Raw genomic sequence first — 15,652 nt, 5'->3', positions numbered from 1 at the left:
ATGACCGCCGAGGCGGAAATGCGGGGCTGCTCGCGGTGCAAGCAGAACAAGCCGCGGGCAGCCTTTGCCCGTCACACGTCGAGGCCTGATGGCCTTCAGGCGTACTGCCGAGAATGCTCCGCGGAGTACTACCGACAGCGTCAGGAGGCCAAAGGGCGGACCGTGCGGGTAAAAGTGCCCGTACCGAGAGGTCACAAGCGCTGCCCGCGGTGCCACGTCGTGAGACCGCACTCCGAGTGGGAGCGCAACAAGTCGTCGTCGGACGGCTGGGCGAGTTACTGCCGCGAGTGTCGGGCGGAGCGGAATCGCATCAGCTATTTCCGACGCAAGTACGGCCTCTCACCGGCCGAGTTGGATGCGATGGTCGCGGAGCAACGGGGAATCTGTTGCATCTGCCTCACTGCCCCCGCCGAGCATGTGGATCACTGCCATGAGACGGGTAGGGTCCGAGGCGTACTGTGCTTCAGCTGCAACGCCGCACTGGGGCAGTTCAAGGATCGGCCCGATGTCATCAGGCGGGCTGCGACATACCTGGAAGGAAACGCGTGGAAGCCAACACTCGTAGCACCGGGCGTCTACCGGCTGCCTTCCTGACGCCCGGGTCGTCGTCCTTCATGGACTTCCTCTCCGAGCAGCAGCCGGAGATGCTCCCCGGCAAGCGCCAGTTGCCGCCCGTCCAGGGCGTGATCGAGGCGCCGCACGGGACGACCATCGTCGCCGTCACGTTCGCGGGCGGTGTCGTCCTCGCCGGTGACCGGCGGGCCACGATGGGCAATGTCATCGCGCAGCGCGACATCGAGAAGGTCTTCCCGGCCGACGAGTACTCGGCGGTGGGCATCGCCGGTACGGCGGGTCTGGCCGTGGAGATGGTGAAGCTGTTCCAGCTGGAGCTGGAGCACTTCGAGAAGGTGGAGGGCGCGCAGCTCTCCCTGGAGGGCAAGGCGAACCGCCTGTCCACGATGATCCGTTCGAACCTCGGCATGGCCATGCAGGGACTCGCGGTGGTTCCTCTCTTCGCGGGCTACGACGTGGACCGCGAGAGGGGCCGCATCTTCTCGTACGACGTCACCGGCGGTCGCTCCGAGGAGCACGGGTACGCGGCCACGGGCTCCGGCTCGATCTTCGCGCGCGGCGCCATGAAGAAGCTCTACGCCAAGGGTATGACGGAGGATCAGGCCACGACGCTGGTCGTCCAGGCCCTGTACGACGCCGCCGACGACGACTCGGCGACCGGTGGTCCCGACGTGGCCCGCAGGATCTACCCGATCGTCACCGTGATCACCGAGGACGGCTTCCGCCGGCTCACGGACGATGAGTCCTCCGAGATCGCCCGCGCGATTCTGGAGCGACGTCTGGAGCAGCCCGACGGTCCGCGCGCCGCGCTGCTCTGAGCCCGGCTTCTTCAGCCCTGTGATCCAGTGACCTCGACAGAAAGGGACGGGTAGCCGGTGTCGACTCCGTTCTATGTCTCACCCCAGCAGGCCATGGCGGACCGGGCGGAGTATGCCCGCAAGGGCATCGCCCGCGGCCGGAGCCTGGTCGTGCTGCAGTACGCCGACGGCATCGTGTTCGTCGGGGAGAACCCGTCCCGCGCGCTGCACAAGTTCAGCGAGATCTACGACCGGATCGGCTTCGCGGCCGCCGGCAAGTACAACGAGTACGAGAACCTCCGGATCGGTGGCGTGCGCTACGCCGACCTGCGGGGCTACACGTACGACCGCGACGACGTGACCGCCCGAGGTCTCGCCAACGTGTACGCCCAGACGCTGGGCACGATCTTCTCGTCGGCGGCGGAGAAGCCGTACGAGGTGGAGCTGGTGGTCGCCGAGGTCGGTGACACGCCCGAGGGCGACCAGATCTACCGGCTGCCGCACGACGGTTCGATCGTGGACGAGCACGGTTCGGTCGCCGTCGGTGGCAGTTCCGAGCAGATCAGCACCTATCTGGACACCGAGCACCGTGAGGGCATGTCGCTGGCGGAGGCGCTGAAGCTGGCCGTCCGCTCGCTGTCCCGCGAGGCCAACGGCGGGGAGCGGGAGATCCCCGCGGAGCGTCTGGAGGTCGCGGTGCTGGACCGTACGCGTCCGCAGAAGCGCAAGTTCAAGCGGATCGTGGGGCGTCAGCTGGCCCGGCTCCTGGAGGCCGGGGGAGCGGAGACCGCGACCGAGGCGGAGGACGCCGACGACGAGGAGTGAGGTCCCGGCAGGGGCCTGAGGCGAGGGGTCGTTCCGGTGTACGCCGGGGCGGCCCCTTCCGTGTCGGCGCGGTCCGCCGTCACAGCCTGGTCTGTGCCGGGGCGGGGCGTGGCGGGGCCGTGGAGCCCCGTACGACGAGGTGGACCGGGATGTCCTCCTCGGGGGGTGTGCGGCCGTCCAGGACGGCCAGGAGGGCCTTCATCCCCTGTTCGCCGAAGAGTTCGGCGTCCAGGCGCACGGTCGTGAGTTCGGGGTCGAGCGCCTGGGCCAGGGCGAGGTCGTCGAGGCCGGTGATGGAGATGTCGTCCGGGATGCGCAGGCCGAGGCGCCGGGCCGCCTTGTAGACGCCCGCCGCCAGTTTGTCGTCGTCGCAGATGACGGCGGTGGGGCGCGGTCCGGCGGGGTCGGAGAGGGCGGCGTGCGCGGCGGCCAGGGCGTCCTCGAAGGAGATGGGGGCGCGGGCGGTGCGCAGATCGGTCCCGGGGGCGTCGGCGAGTCGGGCGGCGAGTGCGCGGGCGCGGACCTCGAAGGTCCAGGAGGGGATGTCGGCGGCGAGGTGCAGGAAGCGCCGGTGGCCCAGCGCGAGGAGGTGGTCGGTGACCTGGCGTACGCCGTCCTTGATGTCGAGGTTGACGGTGGCGGCGCCCTGGCTGCCGTGCGGGTCGCTGTCGAGCATCACGAGGGGGAGCTGGTCGCCGCGGATGGCGGTGAGGGCGTCGGCGGCCATCGAGGAGGCGATGACGCCGTCCAGGGCGGCCTGGGCGGAGCCGAAGGGGTCGCGGGCGGGTCCGATGCCCTCGGGGGAGGGGTACAGGACGACGCCGAAGCCGTGTTCGGCGGCCACCCGGGCCGCGCCGGTGTAGACGCCGGCGAAGAACTCCGTGGTGAGTGCCGGGACGACCAGGAGGACGGTGCGGGTGCGGCCGAGGCGGAGGTTGCGGGCGGCCAGGTTGGGCCGGTAGCCGAGCTCCTGGGCCGCCTCTCGAACCCGTTCGGCGGTCGTCTCGGAGACGCGGCCGCGCCATTTGTCGCCGAGCACCAGCGAGACGGCGGCCTGGGAGACCCCGGCGGCCTGGGCGACGTCCCTGCTCGTGGGGCGCGTACTACCTCGTGCCACCGTCGGCCTGCTCCTTCGTCTGGACTCCCGGACTGCGCACATGGTACGTATGAAAGACGACGTTATACGTAAAACTTGAGACGTCACGCGCTACGAGAAGGGCTCGACATGGCCGCGGGATACCTGGAGATCCTCAGGGCGAGGCATGCCGCCCGGCTCCTCGTCGGCACGCTCGTGGGGCGGCTGCCGAACGCCACCGCGGCCATCGCCGTCGTGCTGTTCGTGCGGGCCGAGGGCGGCACGTACAGCCTGGCCGGCGCGCTCGCCGCCGTGTACGGGGTGGCCAACGCGGTGGGGCAGCCGCTGCTCGGACGGCTCGTGGACCTCTACGGACAGCCCCGCGTGCAACTGCCCGCCGCGCTCGTCTCGGCCCTCGGGATGGCCGCCTTCGCCTTCCTCGGGTCGGATCCGGTACTGCTCGGCTGCGCCGCGATGGCCGTGGCGGGCCTGTTCACGCCGCCGCTGGAGGGCGGCCTGCGGGCGCTGTGGCCCTCCGTGCTCCGCAAGGAGGAGCAGGTGCACACCGCGTACGCGATGGACGCGGTGGCCCAGGAAGTCATGTTCACCGTCGGGCCGTTGCTCGTGACGCTGTGCGCGGCGCTCTGGTCCCCGCGGGCCGCGCTCCTGATCCTCGGTGTGATCGGCGTCCTGGGCGCCCTCTCGGTGGTGATCTCGCCGCCCTCGCGCGCGTGGCGCTCGGCTCCGCGTGAGGCGCACTGGCTCGGCGCGTTGCGTTCCCCGGGGCTGCTGGCCCTGCTCGGCGCGTTCCTGTTCGTCGGGATCGCGCTCGGCTCGATCACCGTCGCCGCGGTGTCCTACGCCGACGACCACGGCGGGGACGCCGTGTACGGCTGGCTCATGGCGGGCATCGGGCTGGGCGCGCTGCTCGGGGGAGTGGTCTACGGGGCGCGGCAGTGGGCGGGGGCGCCGGAGCGGCGACTGCGGGTGCTGGTGGCCCTTCTGGCGCTGTGTTACCTCCCGCTGACGCTCGCGCCCGGTCCGGTCGCGATGACCGCCCTCGCCACGCTCGCCGGTGTGTTCCTGGCGCCGTGCATCGCGTGCGCCTTCGTGCTGGTGGACCGGCACGCCCCGGTGGGTACGGTCACGGAGGCGTTCTCCTGGCTCGTGACGACGTTCACCGTGGGCGCGTCGGTCGGGACGGGCCTCGCGGGGCCCGTGGTGGAGTGGGGCGGGGCGGCCCGTGGTTTCGCCGTCCCGGGGGCCGCGGGTGCCGCCGCGCTGGTGGTTCTGCTGGCCACGGGGCGGGTCCTCGCAGCTACCGGCAGGGGCGCGGTTGTTGCGGTCTCATCGGAAAATGATCCAAACCGTGCCGTCGAACCCCGTTTCAGCTCAGGGGATCGGGCGTAATGTTCAGTCATGGACCGCCGCATTTTCGGGCTGGAGAACGAGTACGGCGTCACGTGTACGTTCAGGGGACAGCGGCGCCTGTCTCCCGACGAGGTGGCGCGGTACCTCTTCCGCCGTGTCGTGTCATGGGGCCGCAGCAGCAATGTCTTTCTGCGGAACGGCGCCCGCCTCTATCTCGACGTGGGATCACATCCGGAATACGCAACACCGGAATGTGACAACGTGACGGAACTCGTCACCCACGACAAGGCCGGCGAGCGCATTCTCGAAGGACTCCTGGTGGACGCCGAACGACGCCTGCACGAGGAAGGAATCGCGGGCGACGTCTACCTGTTCAAGAACAACACCGACTCGGCGGGCAACTCCTATGGTTGTCACGAGAACTATCTGGTGGCCCGGCACGGGGAGTTCTCCCGGCTCGCGGACATCCTCATCCCGTTCCTCGTGACGAGGCAGTTGCTGTGCGGTGCCGGCAAGGTGCTGCAGACACCGCGGGGCGCCGTCTACTGCGTCAGTCAGCGGGCCGAGCACATCTGGGAGGGCGTCAGCTCCGCGACGACCCGCTCCCGGCCCATCATCAACACCCGCGACGAGCCGCACGCGGACGCCGAGCGCTACCGCCGGCTGCACGTCATCGTCGGCGACTCGAACATGTCCGAGACGACCATGCTCCTCAAGGTCGGTGCCACCGACCTCGTGCTGCGCATGATCGAGGCGGGCACCGTCATGCGCGACCTCACCCTGGAGAACCCCATTCGGGCGATCCGTGAGGTGAGCCACGACATCACCGGCCGCCGCAAGGTGCGGCTCGCCAGCGGCCGCGAGGCCTCCGCGCTCGAGGTGCAGCGCGAGTACTACGAGAAGGCCGTGGACTTCGTCGACCGCCGCGGCATTCGCACCGGCACCGTCGAACAGGTCCTCGAACTGTGGGGCCGGGTGCTCGACTCGATCGAGGCCGAGGACCTCGACCGGATCGGCACCGAGATCGACTGGGTCATGAAGTACCAGCTCATCGAGCGGTACCGGGCCAAGCACAACATGACCATGTCCCACCCGCGGGTCGCGCAGATAGACCTCGCCTACCACGACATCCACCGCCGTCGTGGCCTCTACTACCTGCTGGAGAGGAAGGGGCAAGCCGCGCGGATCTGCAACGACTTGAAGATCTTCGAAGGCAAGTCGGTGCCGCCGCAGACCACTCGCGCGCGGTTGCGCGGTGACTTCATCCGCCGGGCCCAGGAACAGCGACGGGACTTCACCGTCGACTGGGTCCATCTGAAGCTCAACGACCAGGCACAGCGCACCGTGTTGTGCAAGGACCCCTTCCGATCCGTGGACGACCGGGTGGAGAAGCTCATCGCCGGAATGTGAGCCGGGTGTTCCGCGAGGGACGCGGAACGCAACGCGGGGCGCCGTACGTTTTCCGTACGGCGCCCTTCTCACGTCGTAGAGTTGCGCGCACGCCATCAACCAAGATCGACCGATACGAGGCCCCCACCGTGCGCCGACGCTCACTCCTCATCGCCGTTCCCGCCGGACTGGTCACACTCGCCGGATGCGGTGACGACGACAAGTCCGACACGGCCAAGTCCAGCAGCAGTCCGTCACCTTCGGCCTCCGCGTCGGCCCCGCCCCCGCCGAAGATCGTCGACGGACCGCTGCCGGCGATCACGGCCGGTACGAAGTTCGGGGAGAAGCCGACCGTCGCGAAGGGGTCCGGGGACCCCTCGAAGGACCTCGCGGTCAAGACGGTCATCGCGGGTGGCGGGAAGACGGTCGCGGAGAACGACTACATCCAGGCCAACTACCTCGGCCAGGTGTGGTCCACGGCGAAGGTCTTCGACAACTCCTACGACCGCAAGACGCCGCTGGTCATCCAGCTGGCGCAGGGCGGCATCATCGACGGCTGGCGCTACGGCCTGGTGGGCAAGAAGGCCGGCAGCCGCGTCGAGATGTCCGTCCCGCCGACCTGGGGCTACGGCACGCAGGGCAATGCGCAGGCGGGCATCAAGGGCACCGACACGCTGGTGTTCGTCGTCGACATCGAGAACACGTTCAACTCGAAGAGCTCCGCCAAGGGCAAGGACGTCCCGCAGAGCGACGCCGCGCTGCCCAAGGTCGGGACCAACACCGACGGCAAGGCCCCCTCCATCGACGTCCCGAAGACGGACGCGCCCACCAAGCTCGTCGCGGAGTACGTGATCGAGGGCGACGGCGAGACGGTCGCGGCCGACAGCAGCGTCCTCGTGCAGTACAAGGGCGTGCTGTGGGACGGCGGCAAGGAGTTCGACTCCACCTACAGCCGGGGACAGTTGACGTCGTTCTCGCTCCAGCAGGTCGTCAAGGGCTGGGCGCAGGGCCTCACCGGCAAGAAGGTCGGCAGCCGCGTCCTCATCGTCATCCCGCCGAAGCTGGGCTACGGGGACAAGCCGCCGGCCGGCAGCGGCATCAAGAAGGACTCCACCCTCGTCTTCTCGGTCGACATCCTGGCGAAGATGTGACCTCGGGGATGTAAGACTGTCAGCGTCGCCTTTACGTAGACAAGCAGGAGCAAAGACGTGAGCATCGAGAAGCCCGAGATCGACTTCCCGGGTGGCGAGCCCCCGGCGGACCTCGAGATCAAGGACATCTGGGAGGGCGACGGCGAGGTGGCCGAGGCGGGACAGACCGTCACGGTGCACTACGTCGGCGTGGCCTTCAGCACGGGCGAGGAGTTCGACGCCAGCTGGAACCGGAACTCTCCGTTCCGCTTCCCGCTCGGTGGCGGCCGCGTCATCAAGGGCTGGGACCAGGGTGTGCAGGGCATGAAGGTCGGCGGCCGTCGCCAGCTGACCATCCCCGCCCACCTCGCCTACGGCAACCAGAGCCCGACCCCGTTGATCCAGCCCGGTGAGACGCTGATCTTCGTGGTCGACCTGCTCGGAGTCTGATCACAGCGGACCGGACCCGATCATCCGGGGCCCATGCCTGTCCGGGCATGGGCCCTCGGCTTTTGTCCGGACACGTCGGAGCGGTACGGTCATCGGTCGGAAGCACCATAGGGAAGGGCGTCGATGGCCATTGCCAAGGCCGAGCGGCTGATGAACCTCGCGCTGTGTCTGCTCGGGACGCGGCGACCGCTCAGCAAGCGCGAACTCCGCGAGTCCATCGAGGCCTACCTGGAAGCCGGATCGGACGACTCCTTCAACCGGATGTTCGAGCGCGACAAGGACGACCTGCGCGAACTCGGTCTGGTCATCGAGACCGTCGAGAACCTCGACGGTGAGGTCGGCTACCTCGCCCGTCGCGACAGCAACCGCCTGCCGCCGATCACCCTCGACGCCGAGGAGGCCGCCGCCCTGGGCCTCGCCGCCAAGGTGTGGCAGCAGGCCCGGCTGGCCGGGGCGGCGAGCGGGGCCCTCCAGAAGCTGCGCGCCGCCGGACTGCCCGAGGACGTCGACCCCTACGGCTCGTTCGGCGCGCTGGAACCGCACATCCCCGTCCACGAAGCGGCCTTCGAACCCCTCATGCTGGCCTGCCGCGACCGTCGCCCGGTCGTCTTCGACTACCGCAAGGCCACCGCCGCGCACCCGGAGACCCGGCACGTCGAGCCGTGGGCCCTGGAGTGCTGGCGCGGCCACTGGTACCTCGCGGGCTGGGACCGCGACCGCGGCGCCGAGCGGGTCTTCAGGCTCTCCCGGATCACGGGCAAGGTCCGCGCGCGGGCCGGCCGGTACACCGCCGAGGTGCCCGACGTGGTCACCGTGCGCGAGACCGTCGCCGGCTGGGCCGGGGAGATCGCCGACCGCTCCGCGCTGATCCGGCTGCGCTCCGGCTCGGGCTACCCGCTGCGCGCCAAGGCCGTCTCCGTCCGGGAACTGGGAGAGGGCTGGGACGAGTTGGAGATTCCGTACGGGCACGGGCTGGACGCCTGGCTCGTCGAGTTCGGGCCGGACGTGGTGGTCCTGGAGCCCGCCGAACTGCGGGCCGAAGTGGTCGACCGGCTGCGCGCCGTGGCCAAGGGCTGAGGGGGAACGTAGGAAAGTGGCAGGAAAACCGGCCAGGCCCACGAACGCGATCGACCAGACCCGGCGCATGCTCTCCCTGGTGACGTATCTGCGTGAGCGCCCCGGCGCCCGCGTCGGCGACGTCGCCCGGGCCTTCGGGATCACCGAGGACGAGCTGATCTCCGACCTCGACGTGCTGCCGCTGTGCGGTACCAGCTTCCGCGGCGGCGACCTGCTCGACATCGACACCGACGGCGACCGGATCTGGTGGCACAACCCCGACGACGTGGCCGAACCGCTGCGGATCGCCGCCGACGAGGCGACCGCGCTCCTGGTGGCCGCCCGCGCCGTCTCCACCCTGCCCGGCCTGCGCGAGGGCGACCGGCAGGCACTGCTGCGCGCCACCGCCAAGGTCGAGGCGGCCTCGGGCGAGGCCGCCGGCGCCAGCGCCCGGCTGTCGGTGACCTTCGAGTCCGAGGGCGGTGTCTTCGCCGACGTGGACCGGGCCATCGCCGAGCGGCGCCGGCTCTGGATCCGCTACTACTCGCCGTCGCGGGACGAGCTGAGCGAGCGCGAGATCGACCCGATCCGCCTGGTCACCGTCGGCCACACGTACGTCGAGGCCTGGTGCCGCCGCTCCGAGGCGCGCCGCACCTTCCGGCTCGACCGGGTCGCCGAGATCCGCATCCTCGACGAGCCCTCCGCCCCGCCCGAGATCGAACTGCGCGACCTCTCCGAAGGACTGGTGCAGCCCGCCGCCGAGGACCCCGAGGTGGTCGTCGAGGTCGGTCCCGCCGGGCGCTGGGTCGCCGAGTACTACCCGCACGACAGCGCCGTTGAACTGCCCGACGGCGGATTGCGTATCACTCTGCGGACCCCCGACCCGACGTCGCTGCGGCGCCTCGCCCTGCGGCTCGGCGGTGACGGCCGGATCGTCGCACCGCAGGACCTCGCGGACAGCGCCCGCGGCGCGGCCCGCGAGGCGCTCGCCGCCTACGACGTGCCGGACGGGCCCACGGGGGCACAGTACGAACCGTACGAGAGGCGGGAGCGGGCGCTTTGAGCACGTTGTCGAGGTCGGACGCGCCGGGCGGGCCGGGCACCTCGGAGCGAACGGGTGCCGTGCGCCGGGCCGGGTCCCTCCCGGGCGCCGCCGAGATGTCGGTCGGGACCGCGTTCGCCGGGATGAGGAGGGCGGTCGACGTGATGTTCAAGGCCGCCTGTCCCGACTGCCGTGCCGGCTTCGAGCTCACCCCGGGCGCCCTGCGGCTGGCCATCGGCGCCAGCAGCCGGACCACGTTCTACTCGTTCACCTGTCCCGAGTGCGGCTCCGCCGTGCGCAAGCCGGCGGGGGAGCGGATCGTCGAGCTGCTCACCGGCGGTGGGGTGCGCACCCTGCGGCTGCACTCCACCCTCTAGGGTCGTCGTCATGTTCTGGCCGATGTTTGCCATCGCTGTGGGCTTCCTGGGCATCACCGTGCTCGGCGTGCTCGCCGTCCGTGTCTTCCTGGAAGCGGAGCGTCTCGGGAAGCAGGTCACCGAGGCGGCGCGCCGCATCGACCGCGCCGCCGCTGACCTGGAACAGGCCGCGGAGGGGGCCGCGCGCTCCATGGATGCGGTATGAGTCGTTCCATGGTTGCGCAATGAGTCACTTCGCCCTGTCAACTTCATGCTGCGGCCAGGTACGCTCAAGGTCGCGGGTCCGGATAACGAGGCGCGGACCGCGAACTGGGAGTACGCACAGGGATTGCCCCGCGTTCACCCCTGAGCGTTACGATCGCTGTCACCACGACGATCGGACACAAGTCCGACCGTTCGGACAGCACCCCGACCATGCAGCCTCGGTGAGAAGGTAAAGACTTATGTTCGGAAGGCTCGGCGCTCCCGAGATCATTCTCATCCTCGTCGTCATCATCCTGCTGTTCGGCGCGAAGAAGCTTCCGGACATGGCGCGGTCGCTCGGCAAGTCCGCCCGCATCCTCAAGAGCGAGGCGAAGGCGATGAAGGACGAGGGCAGCAACCCCGCCCCGGCCGGCCCGCCGAACACCGACGAGCAGCCCCCGGCGCAGCGCACCATCCAGGCCGCCCCCGGCGACGTGACCAGCTCGCGGCCGGTCAGCGAACCGACGGACACGACCAAGCGCTGACGCAGGGCCGGCGACGTCCGGCTCGCCGCATGAGATGAGGATGTGGGTTGCCCAAGCCTGCCCGCAACATGGAGAAGGATCCCGAGGGGCGCATGCCCCTCGCGGACCACCTTCGCGAGCTCCGCAACCGGCTCGCGAAGGCGATGCTGGCCATCGTCCTCGTGACGATCGTCGCCGCCTTCTACTACAACGACATCATCAACTTCTTCACCAAGCCGGTCCTGGACTCCGTCGGATGCCCGGAGACGTTCGCGGAGCTGGCGAAGCAGCCCAAGAACCACCAGTGCGCGCAGATCACCATCAACGGCCTGCTCGCACCGTTCACCCTGGCGCTGAAGGTCTCCCTGATGGCGGGCGTCGTGCTCGCCTCCCCGGTCTGGCTGTACCAGCTCTGGGCGTTCGTCGCGCCCGGCCTGCACAAGAACGAGAAGAAGTACGCGTACGCGTTCGTCGGAACCGGCGTGCCGCTGTTCCTCGGCGGTGCCTTCTTCGCCTACAAGGTGCTCCCCACCACGGCGAAGGTCCTGATGGAGTTCACTCCGCAGGGCGTCGACAACCTCCTGCCGCTCGACGACCTGCTCGACCTCGTCACGCGCATGGTGGTCGTGTTCGGCCTTTCCTTCGAGCTGCCGCTGCTCCTGGTGATGCTCAACCTCACGGGGATCCTCACCGGTCGGCGCATGCTCGGCTGGTGGCGCGGCATGATCATGGGCATCACGGTCTTCGCCGCCGTCGCCACCCCCAGTACCGACCCGCTGACCATGCTGGCGCTGGCCGGACCGATCTGGATCCTGTACTTCGGCGCGGTCGCCTTCTCGCTGTTCAACGACCGGCGCAAGCGTCGGCGCGACGAGGCGGGACCGGCCGACGACGAGGCGTCCGAGCTGGACCTCACGCCCGAGGACGTCGGCGCGATCGAGCCCGTCTCGGCGAGCCGGGCCCTGCCCGAGCAGGCGACCTCCGAGCGGGTCAACGGTTATGACGACGTGACCTGACGGAGGTCCGGACCTCGTAGGGTCAGCCTGTGACCAGCGAGATCACCCTCTTCGTCAACCCCACCGCGGGCCGCGGCCGGGGCGCCCACGCGGCGCAGCCGGCCGCTTCCGCGTTCCGGGCCGCCGGGTTCTCCGTACGGATCCTGCGGGGCGAGGACGCCGCGGACGGCCTCGCCCGTGCGCGGGCCGCCGTCGCGGACGGGACCGGGGCGCTGGTGGCCGTCGGCGGGGACGGCATGGCGAACCTCGCGCTCCAGGCCGTGGCCGGCACCGGCACGCCGTTCGGTCTGGTCCCCGTCGGCACCGGGAACGACTTCGCGCGCGCCCTGGGCCTGCCGCTCAACGCCCCGGCCGCCGCGGCGCGCCTGACGGCCGACGCGCTCAAGGAGGACCGGCTGCGCGCCGTCGACCTCGGGCGCGTCGACGGCACCTGGTTCGGCACCGTCCTCGCCTCCGGCTTCGACTCCCGGGTCAACGACCGGGGCAACCGCATGCGGCTGCCGGTCGGGCGGTTCAGGTACGACCTCGCCATGCTCGCCGAACTGGCGGCCTTCCGTCCCTTCGCGTACCGCCTGACCCTCGACGGCGGCGAGACCCGCGAGATCGAGGCGACCCTCGTGGCCGTCGGCAACGGATCCTCGTACGGCGGCGGCATGAGGATCTGCCCCGGCGCCGATCTCGGCGACGGGCTGTTCGACGTCACCGTGGTCGGGAACTGCGGCCGTGCCACGCTGCTCACGGTGTTCCCGAAGGTCTACCGCGGCACCCACGTCGACCATCCCGTGGTCACCGTGCACCGGGCCGCCCGCGTCGAGCTCGTCGCCCAGGGAGTCACCGGGTACGCGGACGGCGAGCCGCTGGGCGCGCTGCCGCTGACCGCGGAGTGCATACCCGGGGCCGTGCGCGTCGCACTTCCCTGAGCTGCGGGGATCCGAGGTTTCACAGGATCCGATCCGGATAATGATCGTCCCCATGTCAGTGGCTCCCGGTAGTCTCGAAAGCACGATGACAGAGGACCTCTCACCGGCCGAGCGGTACGCGGCAGCACGCAGGCGCGCTGTCGAGCAGGCCACCGCACTCGCACCCTTCCGCGAGATGTACGACTTCGGTCTCGACCCCTTCCAGATCGAGGCCTGCCAGGCGCTTGAGGCGGGCAAGGGGGTGCTGGTGGCGGCGCCCACCGGCTCGGGCAAGACGATCGTCGGCGAGTTCGCCGTCCACCTCGCCCTCCAGCAGGGCAAGAAGTGCTTCTACACCACGCCGATCAAGGCGCTCTCCAACCAGAAGTACGCCGACCTGTGCCGTCGCTACGGCGCGGACAAGGTCGGCCTCCTCACCGGTGACAACAGCGTCAACTCCGAGGCACCGGTGGTGGTCATGACCACCGAGGTCCTTCGGAACATGCTGTACGCGGGATCGCAGACCCTCCTCGGCCTCGGGTACGTGGTGATGGACGAGGTGCACTACCTCTCCGACCGCTTCCGGGGCGCCGTCTGGGAGGAAGTGATCATCCACCTCCCCGAGTCGGTGACCTTGGTGTCGCTCTCGGCGACCGTGTCGAACGCGGAGGAGTTCGGCGACTGGCTGGACACCGTCCGCGGCGACACCCAGGTGATCGTCTCCGAGCACCGGCCCGTCCCGCTGTTCCAGCACGTGCTGGCCGGGCGCCGGATGTACGACCTCTTCGAGGAGGGCGAGGGCCAGAAGAAGGCCGTCAACCCCGACCTCACGCGCATGGCGCGCATGGAGGCCAGCCGCCCGTCGTACCAGGACCGCAAGCGCGGCCGGGCGATGCGCGAGGCCGACCGGGAGCGGGAGCGCCGACAGCGCTCGCGGATCTGGACCCCGGGCCGCCCCGAGGTCATCGAGCGGCTCGACTCCGAGGGCCTGCTCCCCGCCATCACCTTCATCTTCAGCCGCGCGGCCTGCGAGGCCGCCGTCCAGCAGTGCCTGCACGCGGGCCTTCGGCTGAACGACGACGCGGCGCGGGCACGGGTCCGTGAGATCGTCGAGGAGCGCACCGCCTCCATCCCGGACGAGGACCTCCACGTCCTCGGCTACTACGAATGGCTGGAGGGCCTGGAGCGCGGCATCGCCGCCCACCACGCGGGCATGCTCCCCACCTTCAAGGAGGTCGTCGAGGAACTCTTCGTCCGCGGCCTGGTGAAGGCCGTCTTCGCGACGGAGACCCTCGCGCTCGGCATCAACATGCCCGCCCGCTCGGTCGTGCTGGAGAAGCTCGTCAAGTGGAACGGCGAGCAGCACGCCGACATCACCCCCGGCGAGTACACGCAGCTCACCGGCCGCGCCGGACGCCGGGGCATCGACGTCGAGGGCCACGCGGTCGTGCTGTGGCAGCGCGGGTTCAGTCCCGAGCACCTCGCCGGCCTCGCGGGCACCCGCACGTATCCGCTGCGCTCCAGCTTCAAGCCGTCGTACAACATGGCGGTGAACCTGGTGGAGCAGTTCGGGCGGCACCGCTCGCGCGAGCTGCTGGAGACGTCCTTCGCGCAGTTCCAGGCCGACAAGTCGGTCGTCGGGATCTCCCGGCAGGTGCAGCGCAACGAGGAGGGTCTCGAGGGCTACAAGGAGTCCATGACCTGCCACCTCGGGGACTTCGACGAGTACATGGCGCTGCGCCGCCAGCTCAAGGACCGTGAGAGCGAGCTGGCCCGGCAGGGTGTCTCCCTGCGCCGCGCGGAGGCCGCCGTCGCCCTGGAGAAGCTGAAGCCGGGCGACGTGATCCACGTGCCGACGGGGAAATACGCCGGGCTCGCGCTGGTCCTCGACCCCGGACTGCCCGCGGGCCGGTCGAACGGCCACCGGGGCTTCGAACAGCACGACGGCCCGCGCCCGTTGGTCCTCACCGCCGAGCGTCAGGTCAAGCGGCTCGCCTCGATGGACTTCCCCGTGCCGGTCGAGGCCCTGGACCGCATGCGGATCCCCAAGTCGTTCAACGCGCGCTCGCCGCAGTCCCGTCGTGACCTGGCGTCCGCGCTGCGCACCAAGGCCGGGCACATCGTCCCGGACCGGCACCGCAAGAAGCGCGCCGAGGCGGCCGACGACCGGGAGATCGCCCGGCTCCGCACGGCGATCCGCGCGCACCCCTGCCACGGGTGCAACGACCGCGAGGACCACGCCCGTTGGGCCGAGCGCTACCACCGGCTGCAGCGCGACACCTCGCAGCTGGAGCGCCGGATCGAGGGCCGGACGAACACCATCGCCCGTACCTTCGACCGGATCGTCGCGCTGCTCACCGAGCTGGACTACCTGCGCGGTGACGAGGTCACCGAGCACGGCAAGCGGCTCGCCCGGCTCTACGGCGAACTCGACCTGCTGGCCAGCGAATGCCTGCGCGCCGGCGTCTGGGACGGTCTGAGCCCCGCCGAACTGGCCGCCTGCGTCTCGGCGTTGGTGTACGAGTCTCGGGTCGCCGACGACGCGATGGCGCCGAAGGTCCCGTCCGGCCAGGCCAAGGCCGCACTCGGTGAGATGGTCCGCATCTGGGGCCGTCTCGACGCGCTGGAGGAGGACTTCGGGATCAGCCAGACCGAGGGTGTCGGCCAGCGCGAGCCGGATCTCGGCTTCGCCTGGGCGGCCCACGAGTGGGCGTCCGGCAAGGGCCTCGACGAGGTGCTTCGCGAGGCGGAGATGCCCGCGGGCGACTTCGTGCGCTGGTGCAAGCAGGTCATCGACGTGCTCGGCCAGATCGCGGCCGCCGCCCCCGTCTCGGGCGGCGGGAACTCGACGGTCGCGAAGAACGCGCGCAAGGCGGTCGACGGCCTGCTGCGCGGAGTGGTCGCGTACTCGTCGGTGGGCTGAGGATGCTCCCGGGTCCGGCGGT

Annotated in this window: 16 protein-coding genes; 15 read left to right on the top strand and 1 reads right to left on the bottom strand. The window is 70.2% G+C overall.

Features of this window, described 5'->3' with window-relative positions:
* The 3 genes from B0675_RS34280 to prcA are packed head-to-tail and all read left to right on the top strand — an operon-like array spanning position 1 to position 2,195.
* Positions 1-594, top strand: a complete 594-nt coding sequence (locus B0675_RS34280; RefSeq protein WP_081223490.1) for an endonuclease VII domain-containing protein — start codon at positions 1-3, stop codon at positions 592-594.
* Complete coding sequence (prcB, locus tag B0675_RS34275; protein ID WP_081223489.1) at positions 546-1,391, top strand: proteasome subunit beta; 846 nt, start codon at positions 546-548, stop codon at positions 1,389-1,391. The genes B0675_RS34280 and prcB overlap by 49 nt, the downstream gene beginning before the upstream one ends.
* A gap of 57 nt (positions 1,392-1,448) precedes the next feature.
* The gene (gene prcA, locus B0675_RS34270; RefSeq protein WP_081223488.1) at positions 1,449-2,195 is read left to right on the top strand and encodes a proteasome subunit alpha; all 747 of its coding nucleotides are present in this window, start codon (positions 1,449-1,451) and stop codon (positions 2,193-2,195) included.
* A gap of 79 nt (positions 2,196-2,274) precedes the next feature.
* On the opposite strand, the gene B0675_RS34265 is transcribed toward prcA, so the two are convergent.
* Positions 2,275-3,354, bottom strand: coding sequence for a LacI family DNA-binding transcriptional regulator (locus B0675_RS34265; RefSeq protein WP_081223487.1), 1,080 nt, complete (start codon positions 3,352-3,354; stop codon positions 2,275-2,277).
* 66 nt (positions 3,355-3,420) lie between these two features.
* Between B0675_RS34265 and B0675_RS34260 the strand changes: the two genes are divergently transcribed.
* The 12 genes from B0675_RS34260 (at position 3,421) to B0675_RS34205 (ending at position 15,630) form a co-directional block, all read left to right on the top strand.
* A complete protein-coding gene (locus B0675_RS34260) occupies positions 3,421-4,680 on the top strand; it encodes an MFS transporter (protein ID WP_081223486.1) in 1,260 nt (419 codons plus the stop codon).
* Between the two features lie 9 nt (positions 4,681-4,689).
* Positions 4,690-6,051, top strand: a complete 1,362-nt coding sequence (gene pafA / locus B0675_RS34255; RefSeq protein ID WP_081223485.1) for a Pup--protein ligase — start codon at positions 4,690-4,692, stop codon at positions 6,049-6,051.
* A 128-nt stretch (positions 6,052-6,179) separates the two neighbouring features.
* Positions 6,180-7,181 (top strand): FKBP-type peptidyl-prolyl cis-trans isomerase, encoded by a 1,002-nt coding sequence (locus tag B0675_RS34250; RefSeq protein ID WP_081223484.1) that lies wholly within the window; start codon positions 6,180-6,182, stop codon positions 7,179-7,181.
* 57 nt (positions 7,182-7,238) lie between these two features.
* Positions 7,239-7,610, top strand: coding sequence for an FKBP-type peptidyl-prolyl cis-trans isomerase (locus tag B0675_RS34245; protein ID WP_081223483.1), 372 nt, complete (start codon positions 7,239-7,241; stop codon positions 7,608-7,610).
* Between the two features lie 123 nt (positions 7,611-7,733).
* Complete coding sequence (locus B0675_RS34240; protein WP_081223482.1) at positions 7,734-8,687, top strand: WYL domain-containing protein; 954 nt, start codon at positions 7,734-7,736, stop codon at positions 8,685-8,687.
* 16 nt (positions 8,688-8,703) lie between these two features.
* Complete coding sequence (locus B0675_RS34235) at positions 8,704-9,729, top strand: WYL domain-containing protein (RefSeq protein WP_081223481.1); 1,026 nt, start codon at positions 8,704-8,706, stop codon at positions 9,727-9,729.
* A 95-nt stretch (positions 9,730-9,824) separates the two neighbouring features.
* A complete protein-coding gene (locus tag B0675_RS34230) occupies positions 9,825-10,085 on the top strand; it encodes a hypothetical protein (RefSeq protein WP_081224044.1) in 261 nt (86 codons plus the stop codon).
* 10 nt (positions 10,086-10,095) lie between these two features.
* Entirely contained in the window at positions 10,096-10,290 is a 195-nt protein-coding gene (locus tag B0675_RS34225) for a hypothetical protein (RefSeq protein WP_081223480.1), read from the top strand.
* 238 nt (positions 10,291-10,528) lie between these two features.
* Positions 10,529-10,813, top strand: a complete 285-nt coding sequence (gene tatA / locus B0675_RS34220; RefSeq protein ID WP_028801604.1) for a Sec-independent protein translocase subunit TatA — start codon at positions 10,529-10,531, stop codon at positions 10,811-10,813.
* Positions 10,814-10,860: 47 nt separating this feature from the next.
* Positions 10,861-11,808, top strand: a complete 948-nt coding sequence (tatC, locus tag B0675_RS34215; RefSeq protein WP_081223479.1) for a twin-arginine translocase subunit TatC — start codon at positions 10,861-10,863, stop codon at positions 11,806-11,808.
* Positions 11,809-11,837: 29 nt separating this feature from the next.
* On the top strand, positions 11,838-12,728 hold the full coding sequence (locus tag B0675_RS34210) for a diacylglycerol kinase (protein ID WP_081223478.1): 891 nt from the start codon (positions 11,838-11,840) through the stop codon (positions 12,726-12,728).
* A gap of 40 nt (positions 12,729-12,768) precedes the next feature.
* Entirely contained in the window at positions 12,769-15,630 is a 2,862-nt protein-coding gene (locus B0675_RS34205) for a DEAD/DEAH box helicase (RefSeq protein ID WP_081223477.1), read from the top strand.
* Positions 15,631-15,652 lie beyond the last annotated feature (22 nt).

The sequence above is a fragment of the Streptomyces sp. M41(2017) genome, assembly GCF_002078175.1.
Classification (GTDB): domain Bacteria; phylum Actinomycetota; class Actinomycetes; order Streptomycetales; family Streptomycetaceae; genus Streptomyces.
The sequence above is the reverse complement of the archived record's forward strand: the minus strand, read 5'-3'. Positions and strand labels throughout refer to the sequence as shown.

Bases quoted from the DNA above. Each gene is read 5' to 3' on its own strand.
- B0675_RS34280 (WP_081223490.1), top strand. From the start codon at position 1: ATGACCGCCGAGGCGGAAATGCGGGGCTGCTCGCGGTGCAAGCAGAAC.
- B0675_RS34205 (WP_081223477.1), top strand. From the start codon at position 12,769: ATGATCGTCCCCATGTCAGTGGCTCCCGGTAGTCTCGAAAGCACGATG.
- B0675_RS34240 (WP_081223482.1), top strand. From the start codon at position 7,734: ATGGCCATTGCCAAGGCCGAGCGGCTGATGAACCTCGCGCTGTGTCTG.
- B0675_RS34230 (WP_081224044.1), top strand. From the start codon at position 9,825: ATGTCGGTCGGGACCGCGTTCGCCGGGATGAGGAGGGCGGTCGACGTG.
- B0675_RS34225 (WP_081223480.1), top strand. From the start codon at position 10,096: ATGTTCTGGCCGATGTTTGCCATCGCTGTGGGCTTCCTGGGCATCACC.
- tatA (WP_028801604.1), top strand. From the start codon at position 10,529: ATGTTCGGAAGGCTCGGCGCTCCCGAGATCATTCTCATCCTCGTCGTC.
- pafA (WP_081223485.1), top strand. From the start codon at position 4,690: ATGGACCGCCGCATTTTCGGGCTGGAGAACGAGTACGGCGTCACGTGT.
- B0675_RS34265 (WP_081223487.1), bottom strand. From the start codon at position 3,354: ATGTGCGCAGTCCGGGAGTCCAGACGAAGGAGCAGGCCGACGGTGGCA.
- B0675_RS34260 (WP_081223486.1), top strand. From the start codon at position 3,421: ATGGCCGCGGGATACCTGGAGATCCTCAGGGCGAGGCATGCCGCCCGG.